Genomic DNA, 23,037 nt, shown 5'->3' with positions numbered 1-23,037 from the left:
CTTGAAGTTGCATCAGGCAGCGCGCACCTCGATGCAGTTCGCCAGCAATCCTCGGCACTACCAGCGCCCTTTGCTCTGAGCAATCACGTTCCAGCAGCATGTGAGTGAACATGCGATTACAGGTTGAAGCACCTGTCATAGTGGCGCCGCAAAGTTGCCAGCATTTCCTCCTGGTGAGCCCTAGCTAAGTCGTCGCCCCAGGCCTCGTTCGAGTAGATCAGGTCCATCTTCAATGAATCCGGCCGTTTCTCCTGCTGCAGCTTGTTCCGGAATCGCTGGCGCTTCTCATTGAAGGGCAGATTGCCATACTCCGAGTTGATGCTGCGCGAGACCAGCGCCAGGTTTCCGAACCGATTCAGCCAATCCGGCGAAACCTTGTTGGTATCGGTGTCTTGTGGATGCTGCGGCGAGATGTGCTCCACCGAGTTCTTCGCAGTAAAGCGGAAACTTCCCCACAAAGCATGGTCACGGTTCTGTTCATACCAGAGGACAAAATCCAGCTTGTAGAACCAGTAGTGCGCAAAATCAACGCCATGCTCCCCAGGCAGCACACGGTCGAACATGAGCGCCGGAGCCTTGCGCCAGGGATCATCCATGAAACCGCGAGTACGCTTGACCAACGGATCATCAGTGACCTCGCCCAATAGCTGGTTATCTAGGTGGCACAGAAAACCGTAGATATGCTCAACCTCGCTACCGGTTCCACGAACGGCATGGACATTCTGATGGATGAAGTAGAGAAAAGGCGTCAGCCAGTAATGCGTGGTGATCTCCTGCGAGTGGTACAGCATGCTCTGCAGCAATGACAGTCCCTGATGAGACGCACTGTCGCGACCGCGATTGATGTAGCGCTTATTGTCGCTGGTGGATACCGACGTTAGACAGACCTGGTGAACCTCTTCGTCACCCTGGTCGACCCACTTGATCACGTACTCATCCCACAGAACGCGCATACGCCAGAGTAGATCAATGAACCCCTGCGCCCTTTCCGTGCGTTGCACCTCATCGACCGGGACAAGGAAAGCGGCCTCGAACAGGGCCAGCAGCTGGCGATCCAAGAGACGTGGTAGGTCGACCCGCCCCTCCTCCTTCAACCAGATGCGCAACACATGCTGGAGGAATAGCGGAAAACCAACGATGCTCCGCGCCCAAGGCTCCTCGTCCTCATCCACTCCAGCCGCTCTCGAATCCGTATCCAAGCTGGTATCCAAGCCATCGACAATGGCCTGCAAGGTTTGGCGCTCTTCGCCATCAGCGTCCAGGCCATCCATCCTGCTGGACAGCAGCTCGCGCACTGCACTCGCATCCAGCAGTTGTCCCCTGGCATAGAGATCCCCGAGTCTGTGGGCCTCCAACTGGGTTTCCTGGCACAAATTCCGCTCGACGAATCCACTCATGTCGGCACAGGCATTCCACATTGCCCCATAGTGGGGCCGATTATCAGGCGGAATGTCACGCAGCAACCTGGCCTTAAGGATTTCGTGATGCTGCAGCTGGATGCCTCGATTGTTGATAACTTCGAACAGCTTGTTCAGGTCCATGCCCTCGGGCACCTGCGTCAGCACTAGGGAGACCTTGCGATACACGAAGTCGGCCAGCGCCCGCAGATAGTCGTCATCCACCGGCTTGCCGTTTGCACGCTTGTAGTTCTTCGCAAAAGAGGCCATCAGTTGCTGAGCCTCGCTCATGCTCCGGGTATCAATCGCCTCGGCCGTCATTGACTTGCCTCCCGGCATCAGGCTGGCGAGATAGTCATTCACTTGCTCCCGAATGGAGAAGTGCAGACGCGGAATCATCCCCTCATTGTTGACCCGAACGAGACTGAAATCCCCCAGCATCTCGCGCCACACCGGCACTGTGCTGAGCAGCCAGAGGGTGGTGAAACGCTGCTGACCATCGATGAGGTCGAAGCGACGTACCCTCCGCTCGCGATCTTCCTTATCCGTCTTCTCCACAAGTAACGTGCCGCCCAGAAAGAACTGCTCATCGCCTCGGTCGAAGGCGTTGGCCATATCGGTGAGCAATGTCTTGATCTGGTCGTCGCCCCACACGTAAAGACGCTGGTAGATAGGCACATTGAAGCACCAGGCAGCGTCCTGCTGCCTAGCCAGCTGATCCAGGGTATAGAGATTGGAATCAATCACTTTGGAGATCTCCCTGCCGCTCCTTCAGCATCGTCTCAATCCAGATGGACTTATCCGCAAGGTTGTCGCACGCAGCACCTGCATAAGCACTGTAGAAATGCAGCACCGCCCGCTTGTATCGCCCCTGCACACCGCCCCCCACATCGATCTCTTCACGTGCATACAACGGAACCATGGCCCGTTGATGCTGTTGTAGAAAATCCAACACCTGCTTCGGGTGGTAGCTCTGCGCAATCACATCCAGCAGGCTCAGATCGGCCAGCCTGAAGAAGTTGGCGGCGGTCTCCTGCCTGACCTGTTTCTTCTCCAGGCGAATGGCGCCCAACAGGAACTCCAGGCGCAGAGCAAACTCCGTCAGCTGCTCGAATTCGAACTGGTCCACATATACCAGACTGCAGAGCAGGAAGATCTCCCGCAGGTACTCCTGGTTGTTGCGCAACAGCTGCCGATAGATCTCGCGGAACGCGTTTACCTGCTCGCACGGATAAGGATCATTCATCAGCATCTGTAACAGTGCGGCGTATTTGTCGGCGTAGAGAAAGAAACCCACTCCCCGATGGATTGGTTGACGCAGGGCCATCGGCAGGCTCGCGGCGTTCTGGCTGATACGCAATCGATTGCCTTGCAACACTCGCTCGCCATCTCCTGTCAACGTCAGCGCAGTGGCCAATCGATTGTGCCGGGTGGCGTAAAGCGGCACAGTGTCAATGCAACTGCAGTTGTCATCGCCATGGGACCAGGTGTCGCTCTGAAACTCAGCCAACAGAGCGTCGTGTTTGGCTGCCGGCGTCTGAGCACCACGCCAACGTCGTGCTCGCCAGAGAAAGCGGCTGAACAGGTTGGGGGCGAAATCCTGTCCGGACGAAAGCACAGCTGGGCGACGCTGAAGCGCCTCCCATCGTTCGGCACAGTACTGCTCCAACGCCACTTTTTGCGCCCCCCCACCTTCCGCGTGGTCGATGGCGCGCAGGTGATAGGCCTTCAGCAAGTCAGTGGCTTGGAGGCGGACACCCCGATTGTTCTGGGTGTCGAAAAATGTAAAGGCAAGATCCGCACTGTCCACCTCAATCACCGTCAATCGCAGGCCCTCAATTACCTCCAGCGCCAGCGACTCCTGCTGCTTCAGCGCCTGCATCGCATGCCGTATACGACGCGCGGACTGCCCCGAGTAGCTGAGTTCCTGCCCCGCAGGCAGCCTGCCCGTGATGCGGTGGTACAACAACGACAAGGCGGTGACTCGCTGCTGGCCATCGATGATGAAGCGTCGCGACTGGCTGGCATCGTGATGCAGCAATACCGCGCCCATGTAATAGGGCAATTTCTTGTCCTGCTGGCTGCCGAACTCCGTCAGATCGTTGGCCAGTTGTGTCAGCTTCTCCGGTCCCCAGACAAAGCCGCGCTGATAGCTATCCAGCGCCAACGGCCAGTCACTTGCCTCGAGCAACTGCTTGAAGGACTTCGTACTCACCTGAACGGGAAGACAATCACTCATGGCATAGGTATCCCTGTTATGCACGACAGGCTAGGACGACATGGTTTACGCCAGACGACTACTTGTGCTCCATCCAGGAGCCGGCTGATGCTCATTGGCGAGATCCTTGGTTATGAAAGGCCGCGGCTAAGTGGGGGGGGGACGACGTCGGGTAGACGTCAAAAACAACAATCATGCACTGCCTCAGATTGGAATCCATCTCTACCAAATCGCCCGGAGGCCCTCCGTCATCTAAAGCGATCTGGCCGTCAAAGGTGCCGGACGCTCTGCCGGCTGAGTAGCACCAGGCCTTGAAAGCCTCTCCAGCGTCCGCAAGGGCGCTGGAGAGGCTTTAACATTTCACATTCTTTTGGGCGCAATGCCAACGTGTCGCAAAAAGTCCATTTCAGGTACACGTTGCACCACATGTGTCTTCAACGGCGACACATTGCCAACCGTCCATGAAACAAATGGTGGCTTCCGGCCCGACTCTATTCAGAAGCAGTCACGCGCCTCAACTCTCGACTGAATCCAGGCGACCACCTCGGTTTCGATCCAACCAACACTTCGCCCCGTCAGAGGCACAGGCCGGGGAAACTCACCTGAACCGATCAGCTTGTAGATCGTAGATCTGGCAAGCCCCGTAGTCCGAACAACCGCATTCAACCGCAACACTTTCATGACAAGCCATACTCCAATTGATTAACTTCAGCGTTGGATTGGACTGGCCTCGCCGTAACCAGACACAAATCAATTAGCGATCAGGAAAGCCTCAGCAAAGGACATGCACGAAAACAAAATCCCCTTCGGAGAACGTGACGGCACCCTCTTCCGCGCCCATGAGGTCGAAAACGGACTGCGCTGCGGATGCGTCTGCCCCGGATGCCAGCAACCGTTGAACGCAGCCAACAATGGCGAGAGGGTCGTTCCACACTTCCGCCATGCGAAATCGAATGATTGCTTCGATGGCTTCCGCGAAGGCGTCAGACGTGCTGCGGTCGCGCTACTGGCTCAGCAGAAGCAACTCATGCTCCCAGCACTGACCGAAACAGTCAGGGTGGCCACACAAGAAGGCCGACTGCTAGAGCAAAAGGTCGAGCTGCAGCCAGTGATCACCACTGCAGATACTGTTGAGCGGTTCGTCGATCTGGGCAACTTGAGAGGCCATGCAGTTCTGCATCAGTCGGATAGGCAGTTGATCATTCGGATCAAGCTCTCAGCACGAATGGAGCATGAGCGTTATCGCCAGCTAGAAGGCCTGAAGCACTCAAGCATGGAGATTGATCTCCATCACCTGACATTGGAGCAGATCAATGATCCGGCCAGCTTCGAGCATGCAGTTCTGTACGATCCAACAACCCGCCACTGGATCCGATCCATCCGCGGCGAAAGGCTACTGACGATCACAGAACAGCGACTTCGATTACTTGCGTCCGAGCTGAACGCTCAGTGGCACCTCGAACAGACCGAGCGCGAGGCAGCTGAGAAAGCCCGGCAAGCTGCACTCGACAAAGAAAAAGCCGAGTTGCAGCTTGCACTCGAAGCACACAGAGCCAGACAGATTCAAATGGCGGACGAGCAACCGGCTACAGAGCAGGACAACACTGTTCAAGGCCGGGCCGAGCTTATCGCCGAAACCATGTTGACCGCTCTGCAGGCCTGGAACGGGAAAGCCGTTGAATGTAATGCCTGCCACTTGCTCAGTCCCCCTGAGTACAGCTTCTGCCTCTACTGCGATGCGCAAACCAGCAAAGTAAACCCCGTGACTTTATCGCCGGATATACCCTCGACAATTCACAAAAGAATGCGCTGTTCAGCGAAACCCACTATGTCGATGAAGGCAGCACCACGCCTGCTTCTGAGGCCTGATCTGGCGGTAAGTGCAAGCGCTCCAACCACGCCCACCTCACAGGAAGATGCACCACAGTAGTCACTAGCGACAGCTAGCGCGGTGCCACATAGACGCTGCGCCACGCCAGTAAACGCGTTTATGATGCCTGGCAAACTGTGAATCACTGCGCAAGGGAGCACGCAATGAGGTTGATTCAGAACGCTGGCCAAGACCGAGTTATCGATTTGCTCAACGAGCGGATGAAACCGGATCACCAGCTGGCCTGTGCATCCCCAGCGCTCTCCTTGTTCGCCTTCTCTGAGCTGGCCAAATCTCTTGCCCAGCTGCGCAAAGTTCAACTGATCCTGCCATCCGGCAGCGAGAGCCTGGAGCTGCTTGGCGGTGAGGCAGACCGCGCGGCACGCAATCGCCTCATTGCCCGCAGCCTTGCCCGGCGCTGCCACCAGTGGCTGAACGCCAAAGTTGAGCTGAAGCGCGCGAGCTCTATCATTCCGCAAGGTATCGGTTTACTGAGAGATGCAGCTGGCACTCCTGATCAAGTGGTCATGGGCTCTTTTGCCCTGACCACAGATGGCCTCGGCTTAACGCCAGGCAACCCCATGAGCCTGATCCAGGCCAGCGAGTCGTCCCAGGAGGCGGCCATGTTTGCGCCTTGGTTTGATAACCAATGGCAAACTCTGACATCCCGTCCCAGCGACAAAACCGAGCTACTGAATGCTCTGCGCGAAATTGCCGAGCAGCGTTCACCGGCCACCCTGTACAACCTGGTTCTCCATCAGCTCTTCAAAGAGAAGGACGACGGACTGGATGAAGAACGCGTGGTGAAATCCGCCACCGGCATCCGCAACACGGTGGTTTGGAACAAGCTCTTCAAGTTCCAACGCGATGGCGTCGTCGGCGCCATCGACAAGCTCAACCGCTTTGGCGGCTGCATCATTGCCGACAGTGTAGGTTTGGGGAAAACCTTCGAAGCGCTCGCTGTCATCAAGTACCACGAACTACGCAATGACCGCGTGCTGGTGCTGTGCCCGAAGCGCCTGCGTGATAACTGGACGCTCTACAAAGCAAATGACCGGCGCAACGTGCTGGCGTCAGATCGCTTCAACTACGACGTACTCAATCACACCGATCTTTCACGCGAGGCCGGGCTCTCCGGCGACCTCGATCTGTCGCACATCAACTGGGGCAACTATGACCTGGTCGTAATCGACGAATCGCACAACTTCCGCAACAAGAAAGCGCCGCGCCAAGGCCAAGAAACACGTTACGACCGCCTCATGCGCAGGATCATCCGCGAAGGTGTGAAAACCCGTGTCCTGATGCTGTCCGCCACCCCGGTCAACAACCGCCTGGCTGATCTGCGCAACCAGATCGCCTTCGTGACCGAGGGCAATGACAACGCACTGTTTGAGCACGGCATCACCAGCATCGAAGCCACCACCCGCAAAGCCCAATTGCAGTTCAATCGCTGGCTGGATCTGGATGAGCGTGAGAAGACCCCAGAGCGCCTGGTCGAAATGCTCGGCTTCGACTATTTCACCCTCCTCGACCTGCTGACCATCGCCCGCTCACGCCGGCATATCGAGAAGTACTACGGCACCACCGAAACCGGCCGTTTCCCCAGTCGTCTACGCCCGATAAACATCAAAGCCGATGTGGATGCTGCCGGGCAATTTCGCGCCATTCGCGAGATCAACCATGAGATTCGCCGCCTCAACCTCGCCAGCTATGCACCGCTGCGCTACGTCCTGCAGCACAAGCAAGCGGCTTACGACGCCAAATACAGCACCGAGATCCGTGGCGGCGAGAGCTTCTTCCGCCAAGCGGACCGCGAAGAGAGCCTGATCCACCTGCTGCGCATCAATGTACTCAAGCGCATGGAAAGCGCGGTGTATTCGTTTGCGCTGACCCTTGAACGACAGCTCAAGGATGTCGAACGCACGCTCGAACGTATTGAGCAGCACGCACACGAAATTGAAGAGATCGATATCGCCGATGTCGACATCGATGATCCGGCGTTTGAGGCGCTGCTGGTCGGGCGCAAGGTCAAGGTGCTGCTGAGTGACGTCGATCTGGTGCGCTGGAAGCAGGATCTGCTGGAAGATCGTAATCGCCTGGCCACCCTGCTATCGGCAGCACAGCAAGTACAACCTCAACGCGACGCCAAACTGGCGGAGCTGCGCAGCATGCTTGCCAAAAAGTGCCAAAACCCGATAAACCCAGGTAATCGCAAAGTCATCATCTTCACTGCCTTTGCTGATACGGCGCGCTACCTCTACGAACAGCTCGCCTCATGGGCCAGCGAAACCTTAGGCGTGCAAACAGCCTTGGTGACCGGCTCCGGCCGCAACCAAACCACGATTCCCGGCCTGCGCACCGACCTGACCTCGATACTGACGACCTTCTCCCCGCGGTCGAAAGAGCGCCCTGCCGACCTAGCAGAGGAAGGCGAGCTGGATTTACTGATTGCCACCGACTGTATCTCCGAAGGCCAAAACCTGCAGGACTGCGACTGGCTGATCAACTACGACATCCACTGGAACCCGGTGCGAATCATCCAGCGCTTTGGTCGTATCGACCGTATTGGTTCACCCAACCAGCACATCCAGTTGGTCAACTTCTGGCCCAACATGGAGCTGGAGGAATACATCAACCTGGAGCAGCGAGTCAGTGGCCGCATGGTCCTGCTAGACGTATCCGCCACCGGGGAGGAGAACCTGATCGAAGCGCAGTCCGGCGACTCCATGAACGATCTGGAGTACCGCCGTAAGCAACTACTCAAGCTGCAGGATGCTGTCATCGATCTGGAAGACCTTTCTAGCGGCGTTTCAATCACCGACCTCACCCTAACCGACTTCCGTATCGACCTCGCCCAGTACCTCAAAACTCATCCTGGCGTGCTGGAGAACATGCCGCTGGGGGCCTGTTCCATCACCACAACCCGCGACGCGGACATCCCACCCGGTATTATTTTTTGCCTGCGTGCTGAGGGCGAGGCCGCTGACAAGATCAGCGACGGCTACCCGCTTGCGCCCCACTACCTCGTTCACGTGGCAGAGGATGAAACCGTGCTGCTGCCCTTCACTCAAGCCAAACGCATTCTGGATCGACTCAAGCGCCTGGCCCTTGGGCGTGAACTACCTGACGCCACCGCAGGCAACCGATTCGATGAACTCACCAAACAAGGTGAGGATATGCACGATGCCCAAAGTCTGCTGGCAGCTGCAGTGTCTTCAGTGGCTGGCAAGAGCGAAGAGCGGGCCGTTGCCAGCCTATTCAACCCAGCCGGTAGCCATGCGATGAAGGGCGCGTTCGCCGGCAGCAACGACTTCGAAGTAATTGCCTTTATGGTCGTGCTACCCCAGGAGTGAGCCGTGGTTGCCGAGGACATCATTGCAGCCCTGCAACTGCCTGAGCAGGCACGGGTCAATCAGCGCGTATCCAAGAAGCTGCTGATCGAGAATCTGGCCCCTACAGCTGTGGATCGGCAGCAAATCCATGAAGGCATTGAAGAGGTCCAGTGGATTGCCGCGCTGAAGCCCGACAATTGCGGCATCCCCGCCTATCGCGATGCACAACGCGAATACGTGGAAGTCGCCGTATTGCACCTCACCCTGCGCTCTTCAGCTCGCCCCAGCCGACTCATTGAGCTGCTGCACCGCGCTGTACCTCATCCAACCCTGCTGTTGATTAGCACGCCAGAGTCGTTACAGCTCTCCATCAGCCACAAGCGTTGGGCACAGAACGAGGCCGACAAGACCGTGCTCGATGGCGAAGTCACCGCCGTCACTGTGTCAAGCACCCCTCAGGTCACTGCAGCCTTTCTCGATGCGATAAGCCTAGAGCGCCAGCCGCGTAGTGACCTGAGCGTCTTTTATCAGGGCTGGTTGGATACCCTGCTGGCCCTTCAGGTAGCACAGCACACTGGTAGTTTTCGTGCGGCGAAAAGCCCACTCGATGCGAAGGCCCGTCACCAAGCCCTGCAAGCCTGCGCCGAGCTGGAAGCGCAGATCGTCACGCTGCGCGCACAGGCACAAAAGGCTCAGCAGATTGCTCGTCAGGTAGAGCTAAACCTGCAACTGAAACAGCTACAGCAAGCGCTGAGTGAAGCCCAAGCAAGACTGTAGGGTGATGGTTTCAGCAAGTACCAAAACCTAGCCAACAAGCATTAAAAGGCTGTCGAAATGGAATACCATGCCAGCCAGCATTACACCGTGCCTGCAAGCTAGTACGTGCAGGTAGACCGTGAAGGAAATAGCAAATGACCATGCAAAAAATCGACGCACAGTCGCCGGAAGCGCATAGCGCCGACCTCAAGGCAGAAAACATCGACAAACTCAAAGCCTTGTTCCCTGAATTGATCACCGAAGGCCTCAATGGCGTGGCCATCAACCAGGACGTGCTCAAACAGCTCGTGGGTGATGCCACCGTAACGGACGCCGACGAAAAGTACGGCCTGAACTGGCATGGCAAACGCGCAGCTCGCCAACTGGCACTGACACCTAGCACCGGCACCCTGCTGCCCTGCCTAGACGAAAGCGTGGACTGGGACAGTACGCAAAACCTGATGATTGAGGGCGATAACCTCGAAGTACTCAAACTGCTGCAAAAGAGCTATGCGGGCAAGGTCAAGCTAATTTATCTCGACCCCCCCTACAACACTGGCAAAGACTTTGTTTACCCTGACAATTTCCAAGACAATATAAACAACTACTTGGAATTGACGGGACAGATCGAAAGCGGGCACCGAATTAGTAGCAACACTGAAAGCAGTGGGCGCTTTCATACTGACTGGCTAAACATGATTTACCCCCGCCTGAAGCTAGCACACTCGCTACTCAAAAATGACGGCGTCGTTTTTATCTCAATTGACGACAGAGAACTCAATAATCTACGGACACTAGCAAACGAAATATTTGGCGAAGAAAATTTCGTCGCAACAATAACGGTCGTCAACAATCTCAAAGGTCGCAACGACAAGAAACACGTAGCAGCCTGTCACGAGTACGTTGTCGTTTACGCCGGAGCCAACTTTAAATCTAACGGCTTACCACTCACAGATGAGCAGCGAGCAGCGTTTAAACACACAGACGAGAATGGTTTCAAATATGCCCTACGCGACCTTCGCAAACGTGGCGGCCCGGATAAAAGACAAGACCGCCCTAATATGTTCTTTCCTATCTATTGGGACGAAGAATCTGGCCGTGTATCACTTGAGCGTTTAACAGCCAAAGATCTTGAAATATTCCCCATGCGAGGAGACGGGAGCGAAGGTCGTTGGCGCTGGGGTCAGGACAGAGTTAAAAAGCATCTTTCCTGGATGCACCCCAAGCGCTCAGACCGCAACGGTAGATTAGACGTCGAGCATCGAGTGTATCTCGATCCTTCAATTGCAGTAGACGATCTTGATGAAGATGATGAAGACGACGAAGGCGCAGTTGAAAGAACATCAAAGCCAAAATCCATCTGGATTGGCGGAGAGTTCTCAACTGATAGCGGCAAGCGAGCTCTAAAAGAACTCCTACCGGGTGAGTCTTTTGACTTCCCTAAGTCTATTGACTTTCTACGGACCTGCTTTTTGCTGGGAACAAGTGGGAATGAAATAATTCTCGATCTATTCTCAGGCTCGGGATCTACCGCCCAGGCAGTGATGCAGCAAAACGCGATCGATGGGCACTCTCGCCGCTTTATTTGTGTCCAGCTCCCAGAGCCCCTTGACGCATCAGAGAAAACCCAAAAGGAAGCTGCCGCTGTCTGTAGAAAACTAGGTGTTGCCGAAAATATTGCAGAGTTGACCAAAGAACGGATTCGTCGAGCCGCCGAAAAAGTCAAAGCAGAAAACTCGATGTTTTCTGGAGACACAGGCTTCCGAGTTTTCAAGCTCAACACATCGAATATACAAGCCTGGAACCCTAAGCCAGAAAATCTTGATCAAACCCTCTTCACTCATCAGGATCATCTAGTTCCTGGGCGGACTGAGACTGACATTCTCTACGAGCTACTGCTTAAGTTAGGTCTAGATCTATGCGTCCCCAACGAGCAGCAGCAAATCGACGGCAAAACGGTGTACAGCATCGGGGGGGGGGTTCTGTTGGCCTGCCTGGCAGAGCAAATTACCCGCGGCCAAGTGGAAGACCTGGCTCAGGGCATTATTTCCTGGCACAAGGCGCAAGCCCCCGCCAGCGATAGCACCTGCGTGTTCCGCGACAGCGCCTTTGTCGACGACATTGCCAAAACCAATCTGGCCGCCATCCTCAACCAGGCCGGCATCAAGAACGTGCGGAGCCTGTAAAATGGCCGTGCCAGCGCAGCCCAAGATTTATCATATCTGCCATGTGGACCGTTTGCCGTCCATCATCGCCAGCGCTGGCTTGCTGTCCGATGCAGTACTGTTGAATCAGGCGTTGCCAGGTACGACCATTGGCATGAACCACATCAAGCAGCGCCGCTTGCAACTAGGGCTGGATAGCCATCCGGGCCTGCATGTCGGCGAATGCGTGCCGTTCTACTTCTGTCCGCGCTCGGTAATGCTGTTCCTGATCAGCCGGCAACATCAGGATCTCGCCTACAAGGGCGGGCAAGGGCCTATCGTACATTTGGAAGCGGATCTGCACGCGACAGTGCAGTGGGCCAATGCCCAGGCCAGACGCTGGGCTTTCACGCTCTCCAATGCTGGCTCCTACTACTTTGAAGACCGAGCGGATGTGGCACGGCTGCATGAAATCAACTGGGATGCCGTGGCAGCTCGGATTTGGAGCAGCTGTAAAGAGCAGAAGCAAGCCGAGTTTCTGCTTGAGCAGAGCTTCCCCTGGCACCTGATCGAGCGAATCGGTGTGCAATCCAGGCAAATCTATACGCAGGTAGCTAATGTGCTGCCTGCACAAGGGCACAGACCTACAGTCGAGCTACGCCCTGAGTGGTACTACTGAGTGAAGAGCCAGTCATGATCGAATTTACCAGCGGCGACATCCTGCGGGATGACTCTGAAGCCATCATCAACACCGTGAACTGTGTCGGTGTGATGGGCCGTGGCATTGCCTTGCAGTTCAAGAACATGTGGCCGGAGAACTTCAAGGCTTACGAGGCAGCATGCAAGCGCGAAGAGGTGCAGCCGGGCCGGATGTTCGTGTTCGACACCAACCAGCTCACGTCGCCACGCTACATCATCAACTTCCCCACCAAACGTCACTGGCGCGGCAAGAGCCGCCTGCAGGACATAGACACAGGCCTCAGCGCTTTGGTGGCCGAGATTCACAGCCGCGGCATCCGCTCCATCGCCATTCCACCGTTGGGCAGCGGTTTGGGCGGGCTCGATTGGACCGAGGTGCGCCCGCGTATCGAAGCCGCCATGGCTGACCTGCCGAACGTGCGCGTGCGCGTCTACGAACCCAAGGGCGCACCTGCGGCTGACACTATGCACCACAGCCGTGAAGTGCCAAGCATGACCGCTGGACGTGCTGCATTGGTGGAGCTGATGAACCGCTATGTACGCGGCCTGCTTGACCCGACAATTAGCCTGCTGGAAGTGCACAAACTGATGTACTTCATGCAGGTCGCAGGCGAGCCGCTGCGCCTCAAATATGTGCAAGCCGCCTACGGTCCCTATGCCGAGAACCTGCGGCATGTATTGCGCACGATTGAAGGTCACCTGGTGGCGGGCTATGCCGATGGCGGTGATGCCCCCGATAAGCCCTTAACGCTGGTGCCTGGCGCAGTCGAGGAGGCCAATGCCTTCCTGGCCGCGAATGCCGAAACACGCGCTAGATTCGACCGAGTCGGTGAGCTAGTGGAAGGCTTCGAGACCCCCTTCGGTCTGGAGCTGCTGGCTACCGTGCACTGGATCGTCAAACAGGGTGACCCTGTCTCCAGCGTTAATGAAGTGATTGCACGCACCTATGACTGGAACGCTCGCAAGAAGCAGTTTACGCCGCGCCAGATTGGTATCGCCGTAGAGGTACTGGCAAGCAAAGGCTGGATTGAGCCGATAGCGCTGAGCGCCTAAACCAACACCATAAGACTAAATCGACTCCCACCATGCAGCCAGCGCTGCATGGTGGGAGTCGATGAGTTAATTGACAGAATTTCTCGCCTCTGCCTGAAGGCAAGCTTGAAAATGGATTGAACATGAAACTGCACTTCGAGCCGGATCTCGACTACCAATTACAGGCCATCGAAGCGGTATGCGATCTGTTCCGTGGCCAGGAGGCGTGCCGTACGGAATTCACGGTAACCATGAAGGCCCCTGCCCCGGCAGACAATGATCTTTTCCCTGGAAGCGCCCCGCAGCAGTTTGCTCTGGGCATTGCTGAGTCCGACCTGGGCGTTGGCAACCGCCTGACACTGCTCGACGATGAGCTGCACAAGAACCTCAGTGATATCCAGCTGCGTGGCGGGCTACCGCCATCCGGCCTACTCGCCTCCGGCGACTTTACCGTCGAGATGGAAACTGGCACGGGCAAGACGTATGTCTACCTGCGGACCATCTTCGAGCTGAACAAACGCTACGACTTTACCAAGTTCGTGATCGTGGTGCCCTCGGTGGCGATCAAGGAAGGCGTCTACAAGTCGCTGCAGATTACCGAGGAGCACTTCAAAGGGCTTTATGCCGGCGTGCCCTACGACTACTTCCTATACGACTCGAACAAGCTCGGCGAGGTGCGCAATTTTGCCACCAGCTCGACTATCCAGATCATGGTGGTGACCGTAGGTGCGATCAACAAGAAGGACGTCAACAACCTCTACAAGGACAGCGAAAAAACCGGCGGTGAGAAGCCCATCGACCTGATCAAGGCGACCCGCCCGATCCTGATTGTCGACGAGCCGCAGAGCGTCGATGGCGGTCTAAAAGGGGCCGGCAAAAGTGCGCTGGACGCGATGAACCCATTGTGCACATTGCGCTATTCTGCAACCCACGCGGACAAGCACCACATGGTCTATCGGCTGGACGCCGTGGACGCCTACGAGCGCCGCCTGGTCAAGCAGATCGAGGTGGCCTCGGCAACGGTCGAGGATGCTCACAACAAGCCGTTCGTGCGTCTGGTGGCGGTGAGCAACAAGCGCGGCACCATTTCCGCTAAGGTCGAACTGGATATGGGCACAACCTCTGGTGGCGTAGTCACCCAAGAGGTCACGGTCTACGACAGTGACGATCTGCAGCAGACAACCAAGCGCGCGGTTTATCAGGACATTCGCATTGGCGAGATCAATACCGCCAAAGGTGAGGAGTTCGTCGAGCTGCGCTACCCAGGTGGCGAAAAGTACCTGCGCATTGGCGAGGTCCATGGCGGTGTAGAGCCCCTGGCCATTCAGCGCGAAATGATCCGCCGCACGATCAAGGAGCACCTCGACAAGGAAAAGCGCTTCCGCCCCATGGGCATCAAGGTGCTATCGTTGTTCTTCATCGACACAGTCGAGCGCTATCGCCAGTACGATGCGGATGGCAATCCGGTGAAAGGCGTGTACGCGACCATCTTCGAAGAAGAATACAAACGTTTCGCCAAGCACCCGGACTATCAAAGCCTATTCAGCGAGGTCGACCTCAACCACAGCGCTGAAGAGGTGCACAACGGCTACTTCTCCATCGACAAGAAAGGCGGATGGTCCGACACCGCTGAGAACAACGCCGGTAACCGAGAAAACGCTGAGCGCGCCTACAACCTGATCATGAAGGACAAGGAAAAGCTGCTCAGCTTCAGCACACCGCTGAAGTTCATCTTTTCCCACTCGGCGCTCAAGGAAGGCTGGGACAACCCCAACGTATTCCAGATCTGCACGCTGCGTGACATTCAATCCGAGCGTGAGCGCCGGCAGACCATTGGCCGCGGCCTGCGCCTGTGCGTCAACCAAAACGGCGATCGGGTTCGTGGCTTCGAGGTGAACACTCTGACGGTCATTGCCACAGAGAACTACGAAGCCTTCGCCGAGAACCTGCAGAAGGAAATCGAGGAAGACACCGGCATCCGCTTCGGCATCGTCGAGCAGCACCAGTTCGCAGCAGTTGCTATCAAGGACGCAGATGGCGAGACCAAGCCACTTGGTTTCGAGCAATCGAAGGTGCTCTGGGACTTCCTGAAAGCCCAGCAATATGTGGATGCCAAGGGCAAGGTGCAAGACTCACTGAAACAGGCGCTCAAGGATGGCTTGCTGCAACTACCGCCCGAGTTCGAGGCTCAGCGCTCACAAATCGTCGAGCTACTGAAGAAGGTCTCCGGTCGCCTGGAGATCAAGAACGCTGATGAGCGGCGTGCCATCCCGACCCGCCAGGCCGTATTGCACAGCGAAGAGTTCAAGGCGCTCTGGGACCGGATCAAACACCAGACAACCTATCGCGTTAACTTCAACAACGAGCAGCTGATTGCCGACTGCATCAGCAACCTGCAGAAAGCCCCGGCAGTGTTCCGCCCTCGCCTGCAGTGGCGCAAAGCGGATCTGGCCATCGGCAAGTCGGGCGTGGAGGCTAACGAGAAGAAAGGTGCCTACACCGTTACGCTGGACGAGAGCGATATCGAACTTCCGGATATTCTGACCGACCTGCAGGATCGCACGCAGCTCACTCGCCGCACCCTGGTACGCATCCTCACGGAAAGCAAGCGCCTGGACGACTTCAAGCGTAACCCCCAGCAGTTCATTGAACTGGCGGGCGAAATCATCAACCGCTGCAAGCGCCTCGCGCTGGTCGAAGGCATCAAGTACGTGAAACTGGGCGACGACAACTTCTACGCTCAGGAGCTATTCGAGAAACAGGAGCTGACTGGCTACCTGAAAAACATGCTGCTCAATACCGAGAAATCCGTCTACGAGCACGTGGTCTACGACTCAGCAATCGAACGTGACTTCGCACAAGCGCTCGAACACAACGATGCAGTGAAGGTGTACGCAAAGCTGCCAGGCTGGTTCCGCATTCCCACCCCACTCGGCAGCTATAACCCCGACTGGGCAATACTGGTTGAGCAAGATAGCGCAGAACGCCTCTACTTCGTTGTAGAAACCAAGAGCAGCCTGTTCAATGATGACCTGCGCCCAATTGAGCAGGCGAAGATCGACTGCGGTACCGCACATTTCGAGTTGCTCGCAACCGATGAAGCCAGCCTGCGCTTTGGCCGGGCTAGCAGCGTGGATGATGTGATTGCGGGCGTGCTGAATTAGATAAATCGGATCAAGAAAACAAAATGGCTGAGCGTTGCAGGCGAAAACTGACTCTTGCGGGCATCCACTTTCGGGCAATCCAGCCTTTCGCGTGATACCAATAGGCACCTGCAGATGGGCTTGACGTCATAGTATTTCGCCCACAACTTGTAAGCAGGCAAGCCAGCGGGCAGTGGTGGCCTCCCCATCCTACCGAAACCAACAAACAGGGACGTTATGGCAAGTAGTTCCAGCCCATCGAACAAAGGCGGGCCTGCAGCGAGGCAAGGCTTCAAGTATCAGGATCACGTTGCTGTAACGTTCATTCTGAAAATGTTGCACGATAGTGCGTACGTCCAGGTCGAGTGCGAGACAGCAGACGACATCGTGGCGGTATTTCACGCAGGCGGTGCACTGGTCAATGAATACATCCAGGTCAAAACCACTGAAAGCGACACCAAGTGGAACCTGACAGAAAGTACCACTTTGGACAGCGGGAAACCGGACAGCTCTCTTTTCCAAAAGTCTCTGAAATGTGACACGCGTCCGGGCGTGGCCCGCTTCAGAATCGTGTCCAAGCGGGACATTGCTAAAGCATTGCAATGCTTCCAGGTCGAGCTGGAGAAGCGTGTTTTCCCTGATGCAGCCTCTGATCGCGGGGCGAAGCTCGCCAAGACGTTTTCAAAGACCATCTCGGATCAGCAGAGAGGCTTTGCCTATTGGGCTGACAACTTCGTCTGGCAGGTTTGCGGTGATGTGGATTGGCTTGAGGCAATGAACCTGCGCAGGCTCTCTGAGCTCGCCGAGCGCTACGGCGTGGCTCCCAGCCATCGACAGTACAAGGACATCTATGACGAGTTCTTGGAATGGGCAGATGATGCCGCGACTGCAAACGTCAAAACAGAGCCACACAAGAAGATTATCGATCGACAGACGGCACTCGATCGACTTCAGCTTTTATGGGATGCGGCAGAGAAGGCCTCAGCAACGTTTGCCAAACCCTACAGGACAAAGCCAGCCCCCTTCCTGGTTGAGTTTCATGCTACTACCGAAGAGGGCGTATTGAGGTCGCTTTCAGGCTTTGACGTTAAATACGATTTCGAGCAATGGCGATGCCGAGAGCTCGCCGAGCACCTTGTTGACTGGCTTCCAGAGTTCTGTCTGCGGGCCAGCGAGATTGCCAACTTCCAGGTGCACCACTGCAAGGGAGTACTGGCCAAGTCTATAGGCACCTTCAACCAGGCGTCGATGCCTCGCGACAGGCTGATTGCGGAGCTCATCCTTCACACCATTCTGCGGAGCAAACAAGGCAGCGAACCTATCGCGTGCAAGGTCTTCTACACAGTCAATGGAAAGCTGTCCGAGTTCGGCAACGCCCATGTCGTACACCAGAACGGTCAGCCCGATCAGCTATGGCTTGGGCTCTCCAGGATGATATTCACTGGGACGATGGACGAGACCATCAAGGAAATATGTGCAGTACTCGATGCCACTATCTCCAAGGCTGCACTGACCGAAGAGCGGGAAATCATCATTTCGCTACGGGAGCCTCAGCACCATCGCCCCACAGCAGAAGCGTTCAATCAGGCGCTGAATCGGAATGCGCCGGCGCAAGACATGCTCAACGTGCTCTGCTTCCCCGTCCTGCTTGCCTATGACAGCACAGCGCTGGAAGGAGGCTATCTCTCGGATTACCTCACCAACCTGCAACGGGAAATCACCGAGCACTACGAAGCACTCAAGGGTCAGTTGACCCCAAAAGTTGCGCAGGTCAGGGTCGCGGTGTTCCTGGTACCGATCGAGAGCATTCAGAAACTGGTCGCCGAATTCAACTCGATCTGCAAGGCGGCTAGCTGATATGAATTACGAGAAGATCAAAAACCGCCTGCAGCTGCTGGCCCAGGAAAGCGGGTCATCCACTGATGTACTTTTGGCGATGAGTCAAATCGTCAATAAAAGCGATCCTGAATGGGAGGGGCGTGATCTTGTAATCCGCGCCCTCGACAAATTCTCCCTTTTTGACGAGGTGGAGCAGTCACTGCTGCTCAGCATGGTACGTACCGTTGGGCTTTTCCCTTACATTTCGCCGCATTTGGACGGGGTATCGCACGCCGATCGGCTGGCCTTTGAGATGCACCGGGTCGATGGTGTTGAGCAAGGGATGGTATTCCATCGGCTCCAGGCCCATGTATTCAACCTACTCATGCAGCGCCGCAATGTTGTATTGAGCGCATCGACCAGCGTCGGCAAAAGCCTTGTCATTGATGCTGTACTCGCTCAAGGCATTTTCCACAAAGTCGTAGTAATCGTACCCACCATCGCACTGATCGACGAAACGCGACGCAGGCTGGCCAAGCGATTTCGATACCGCTGCAATGTAATCACACACCCGAGCCAAGAAGCGGCTCCAGAGCTCATCAACGTCTACCTGCTTACTCAGGAGCGGGTACTCCAGCGCGACGATCTAGAGGACGTTGACTTTTTTGTCATCGATGAGTTCTACAAGCTGGATCTGGCAAATGACAACGATGAGAAAAATCGCGCCGTGGACCTGAGCCTCGCTTTCCACAAACTGGCGAAGCAAGGCGCACAGTTCTATCTGCTTGGCCCGCACATTCAAAATATCCAGGGACTGGAGGCCTACGAGTACAATTTCATCCCATCCACCTTCTCAACGGTGGCGGTAGACGTACATCATTTCAACCTTTCCTCCAAAGGTGATGCGCGCAAGGAGAAGCTCCTTGAACTATGCGCTCAAATCAACAGCCCGACCCTTATATACTGCCAATCACCTGCCAGTGCGAATCGGGTAGCTCAGTTCCTCATCGATGAAGCCGGACTTCCCTCGGTAGAGGCTACTAACCCCGTCGCTGCATGGATCGCCGAGCACTACCATCCGGAGTGGAACGTAGCCAAGGCCATTTCATTGGGAATAGGCATACACCACGGCGGCGTGCCTCGTGCACTGCAACAGTACTTTGTAAAGCTGTTCAACGAAGGGACGATCAGGCACATCATCTGTACCTCGACGATGATCGAGGGCGTTAACACCTCCGCCGAGAACGTAATCATCTACGACCGCAGGGTTAATAACACCCCGTTCGATTTCTTTACGTTCAAGAATATTTCTGGTCGCGCCGGCCGCATGAATCGCTACTTCATTGGCAAGGTGTACATGCTTGAAGCCCCGCCCCTGGAGGAGGACTTGAACGTCGAATATCCAATCGGCGCTCAGAATGAAGCGTCACCGATGGGTCTGCTGCTCAAGCTTGAACCGGAGTATTTAACCGATCTCTCACGTCAACGTCTTGAGCGCGCCTACGCCACACCCCTGCTGTCTGCCGCAACGTTAATCGAGAATCGTCACCTACCCATTGAGCGCCAAGTCGAAGTCGCAGACAGAATCATTAGAGAGCTACCTTACAGCCGCGACTTGCTTGGCTGGAAGGGCAATCCCGAGCCAAGCCAGCTTGAGTACCTATGTCATCTGGTCTACGACCATCTGCCCACCAAACTACTCGACTACGGCATTCACTCAGGCGCCCAACTGGCGTGGCACATCAATGCCCTGCGGGCCCAGAAGAACTTCACTGATTACCTGCAGCAGGCCATAGATGATGATCGAGCTGACCGAACACCGAGCGAATCGATTGGGCAAAGATTGAAGCTCATCAGAAACCTCATATGTTATCGGCTACCCAGGGATTTCATGGCTATTAACCGAATCCAAGAGGATGTGTTTGGTCGGCGTGATCTTGAGCATGGCGACTTTACGTTCTTTTCCGAACAACTGGAGAATCTCTTTCATGACCCGTTGCTGACAGCTCTGGATGAATACGGCATACCGGTCCAGATCTCGACGAAATTCAAAGGGGAAATACTGCCTTCCGAGAACCTGAATGAGATGCTCAAGAAGCTTCAGAAGCTTGCCCCAAGGATCGAGGCATCACAGCTGGGTAGCTTCGAAAAAGACATCATGCGCTGGGCAATTGAGGAGATGTGATATTCACGGCACCGTTTGCCGCAAGATGCCCCACATACCTATTTCTCTATTCTTGGCAGATTACGCAACCAAATGCTCCCACCTCAGCACACGAAGCAAAAAAGGACGAGAGTAGCCAGTACAGTTGCACGAAATGGGGATTGGCATTTCCGCCAAGTTTGATCGCTTCGAAAGCGTCCTTCACTGCACCTTTGCTTAACGATGATGTGACTATGGCGACCCTCTTTCTAGTGTGCGGTGCAGCTCGGCATAAATTGGCCGCAACCAGGCCGGTGACCGCATTGCCCTTGCAGAAGCGACTGATCGCCGTAACAGTACCCTCGTTTTCATAGGGCTTACGCCATTTGCGATATTTCGATTTCATCGCCGCATTGGGCAAGCCTAGATTTCCAAGATTCTTGATAGCCTGGCTGACCGAAATATGAAACGGGCTAGCACCGAGCGAGAGTGCTCCGTGTTTGGCATGATAGAAAGTAATCTGTGGCGCAGCCGGATCCGCCCGTAGCCCAATGAAGTCGGCCCATTCATTGCCCAGATCATCGCAAACTACGACATCATCCTGAGCAGCCGCAGTAGCCAAAAGTACGCCAAACGTAGAGTCAGCATCAAAGGCAACCTGACCCGCTCTGAAATCCCCCTTTTCCCCAGTTACAGCCGCAAGCGCCTTCTCTTCGAATAAATATCCGAGGAACGACGCTCCACCACTAATAAGTGAGTCGTCTTGATAAAGGCTACCGTCGATGTATGCGTATTGAGGCTCGTCAAAAAGCACGATAAATGAATCGGTACGGTCGATGAAACGCCTGAAGTGCATACGGTCTGGATCTTGGCCGACAGGCAGATCCGCCCTTTCCACTGCAACACCATCGAGAATGGGCAAATTCAGCTGTTTGAGCGAAATCCTGGATTTACTAACGGCAATCTCACCAATCACCGCATTGGTCACTGGGTGCTTGAGGAGAAGCTTGGTCTTGTTCTTTTCCACCAGCAGCGCAGTCTCAATCTCTCGAAAAATAGCTTCAGCTTCCAGCTTGGTGAGCTCGAGATAGTTCGCGCCGTCAGGCTTGACGAGTCTAATTTCCTTCAGCTCAAAAACCGCATCTTGAAGAAGCGCCGTATCCACAACAAACTGACTAGGCAACGCCTTGAGATCCTGTAGCTCCATAGGACGGGCAAATGTGCTCAAAAACCCGTTCGCTGCCGCCCCGCCTTTGAGCCTGATTTGGTCGATAATCTCACATCCAAAGTCCACTAGTTGCTCGTACCCAGAACGGTCTGAACGCTGTGAGATACGCCCAGTACGGGGCGTTGTCGTGTAGTGCTCATCGTCAAGCCGAAAGCTATACCCCAGCGGGGCGAAACGACCAGACGATCCCGGCCCCACTGCGTTACGTAGATCCGCGGCTTCGAGAGTTTTGGTTCGTAGCGCTAGTCGAGACGTATTCATGTGACGCAAGCGGACGCGATCAAATACAGCGCTTTCGGTTGTTAGTCCGTTGCCTATCTCTTGGGCACTGATTCGCACCAGGTGTCTCTTAGCAAACTCCGACGGCACGTCCAACTGAGACTTGAACACAGCAACATGGCCATCATATTCGACGATCAACAGATAGCCGGCCACCCTTTCAGTCAACGATGTTGTGTCTGCAAGGAACGCAGGACGCCGGTCAAACTGGAAGCAGATTGCAGACCAGCAAGCAGCGCCATACGGCTCACGGATGTAGCAGAAATGATTGTTTGAAGGCGCAATCTGTCCGGCGCGAACTGCCCGAAACAAGGCATTAATCGCAGTGGCGGTGATGGGGTTTTGTTGTTTGTAGAAATAACAGGATTTGCTGACTTGAAGCTCATTGATCATGGCTGTATCCGTACGTACTTATCCACCGAGCCCCAGCCCGAATACTCCGTCACAAAGGTAGCCCAAAGTCATAACTGACGTCCATGCAACGAACCCTCAGTAACCACGTAGAAGAAACGCCAGTCTATCTTGGGTTGTGAGCGCACATTTTGCTTAAGGCGTGACGCAACCAGCCCCTCTTAGGGCGCTTCTACCGGGCAACCATCCTGCTAACAAGTGCCGATTTGGCTTTCGCTAACCATCCCGGTTCCGGAAAAACCGGCTTACCGCTGGGGCTATGCGATTGAGCCTGGACAGCCCCAACCCTTAAGCCAATCTCAATTGGCAACCAATTGGCAACCAGAAAGCCCTTTTCCAGGAGAAGATTAAAAACACTCGCCCATAAAAAAATCCAGTCACCGTTAAGTGACTGGATTTTCTAGGGTTTTTTGGTCGGGACGGAGTGATTCGAACACTCGACCCCTTGCACCCCATGCAAGTGCGCTACCGGGCTGCGCTACGCCCCGAATTTTACAGCAGCTCCCGAATTTCGAAAGCGGACAGATCTTACATTAAGCTTTTGAATTCCGGAAGCTTTTTCTTTAG

Annotated in this window: 13 protein-coding genes and 1 tRNA gene; 9 read left to right on the top strand and 5 right to left on the bottom strand. The window is 55.4% G+C overall.

The genetic code is table 11. From position 1 onward, the window contains the following. Positions 1–116: 116 nt before the first annotated feature. The 3 genes from F3I16_RS19630 to F3I16_RS19620 all read right to left on the bottom strand — a co-directional run bounded on the left by F3I16_RS19630 (position 117) and on the right by F3I16_RS19620 (position 4,296). Positions 117–2,144: a DUF262 domain-containing protein gene (locus tag F3I16_RS19630; RefSeq protein WP_160495210.1), complete on the bottom strand. Its 2,028-nt coding sequence runs from the start codon at positions 2,142–2,144 to the stop codon at positions 117–119. Then, complete coding sequence (locus F3I16_RS19625; RefSeq protein WP_160495209.1) at positions 2,137–3,636, bottom strand: DUF262 domain-containing protein; 1,500 nt, start codon at positions 3,634–3,636, stop codon at positions 2,137–2,139. The genes F3I16_RS19630 and F3I16_RS19625 overlap by 8 nt, the downstream gene beginning before the upstream one ends. Positions 3,637–4,110: 474 nt before the next feature. Further along, positions 4,111–4,296 carry an AlpA family transcriptional regulator gene (locus F3I16_RS19620; RefSeq protein ID WP_160495208.1) on the bottom strand — a complete coding sequence of 62 codons (186 nt, stop codon included), beginning with the start codon at positions 4,294–4,296 and terminating at the stop codon, positions 4,111–4,113. 103 nt (positions 4,297–4,399) lie between these two features. On the opposite strand from F3I16_RS19620, the gene F3I16_RS19615 reads away from it, so the two are divergent. From F3I16_RS19615 to F3I16_RS19575, 9 genes are all read left to right on the top strand, one after another. Next, complete coding sequence (locus F3I16_RS19615) at positions 4,400–5,545, top strand: hypothetical protein (RefSeq protein WP_160495207.1); 1,146 nt, start codon at positions 4,400–4,402, stop codon at positions 5,543–5,545. A gap of 104 nt (positions 5,546–5,649) precedes the next feature. Then, positions 5,650–8,838, top strand: coding sequence for a helicase-related protein (locus F3I16_RS19610; RefSeq protein ID WP_160495206.1), 3,189 nt, complete (start codon positions 5,650–5,652; stop codon positions 8,836–8,838). Positions 8,839–8,841: 3 nt separating this feature from the next. Continuing rightward, the gene (locus tag F3I16_RS19605; protein ID WP_160495205.1) at positions 8,842–9,594 is read left to right on the top strand and encodes a DUF4391 domain-containing protein; all 753 of its coding nucleotides are present in this window, start codon (positions 8,842–8,844) and stop codon (positions 9,592–9,594) included. 134 nt (positions 9,595–9,728) lie between these two features. Further along, a complete protein-coding gene (locus F3I16_RS19600) occupies positions 9,729–11,759 on the top strand; it encodes a site-specific DNA-methyltransferase (RefSeq protein ID WP_256670241.1) in 2,031 nt (676 codons plus the stop codon). A gap of 1 nt (position 11,760) precedes the next feature. Further along, positions 11,761–12,396, top strand: a complete 636-nt coding sequence (locus F3I16_RS19595) for a DUF4433 domain-containing protein (protein ID WP_160495204.1) — start codon at positions 11,761–11,763, stop codon at positions 12,394–12,396. A gap of 14 nt (positions 12,397–12,410) precedes the next feature. Beyond that, positions 12,411–13,469 carry a macro domain-containing protein gene (locus F3I16_RS19590; protein WP_160495203.1) on the top strand — a complete coding sequence of 353 codons (1,059 nt, stop codon included), beginning with the start codon at positions 12,411–12,413 and terminating at the stop codon, positions 13,467–13,469. 122 nt (positions 13,470–13,591) lie between these two features. After that, positions 13,592–16,612, top strand: a complete 3,021-nt coding sequence (locus F3I16_RS19585; protein WP_160495202.1) for a type III restriction-modification system endonuclease — start codon at positions 13,592–13,594, stop codon at positions 16,610–16,612. Positions 16,613–16,828: 216 nt separating this feature from the next. After that, the gene (locus tag F3I16_RS19580; protein ID WP_160495201.1) at positions 16,829–18,448 is read left to right on the top strand and encodes a dsDNA nuclease domain-containing protein; all 1,620 of its coding nucleotides are present in this window, start codon (positions 16,829–16,831) and stop codon (positions 18,446–18,448) included. A 1-nt stretch (position 18,449) separates the two neighbouring features. Next, positions 18,450–20,594, top strand: a complete 2,145-nt coding sequence (locus F3I16_RS19575; protein WP_160495200.1) for a DEAD/DEAH box helicase — start codon at positions 18,450–18,452, stop codon at positions 20,592–20,594. A gap of 46 nt (positions 20,595–20,640) precedes the next feature. On the opposite strand, the gene F3I16_RS21110 is transcribed toward F3I16_RS19575, so the two are convergent. Together F3I16_RS21110 and F3I16_RS19565 are read right to left on the bottom strand one after the other, a co-directional pair. Beyond that, a complete protein-coding gene (locus tag F3I16_RS21110) occupies positions 20,641–22,452 on the bottom strand; it encodes a hypothetical protein (RefSeq protein ID WP_218573337.1) in 1,812 nt (603 codons plus the stop codon). A 429-nt stretch (positions 22,453–22,881) separates the two neighbouring features. Continuing rightward, positions 22,882–22,958, bottom strand: a tRNA-Pro gene (locus tag F3I16_RS19565). Positions 22,959–23,037: the final 79 nt, after the last annotated feature.

The sequence above is a fragment of the Pseudomonas sp. L-22-4S-12 genome, assembly GCF_009799935.1.
GTDB lineage: Bacteria > Pseudomonadota > Gammaproteobacteria > Pseudomonadales > Pseudomonadaceae > Aquipseudomonas.
This window is presented reverse-complemented; position numbering and strand designations above follow the sequence as displayed.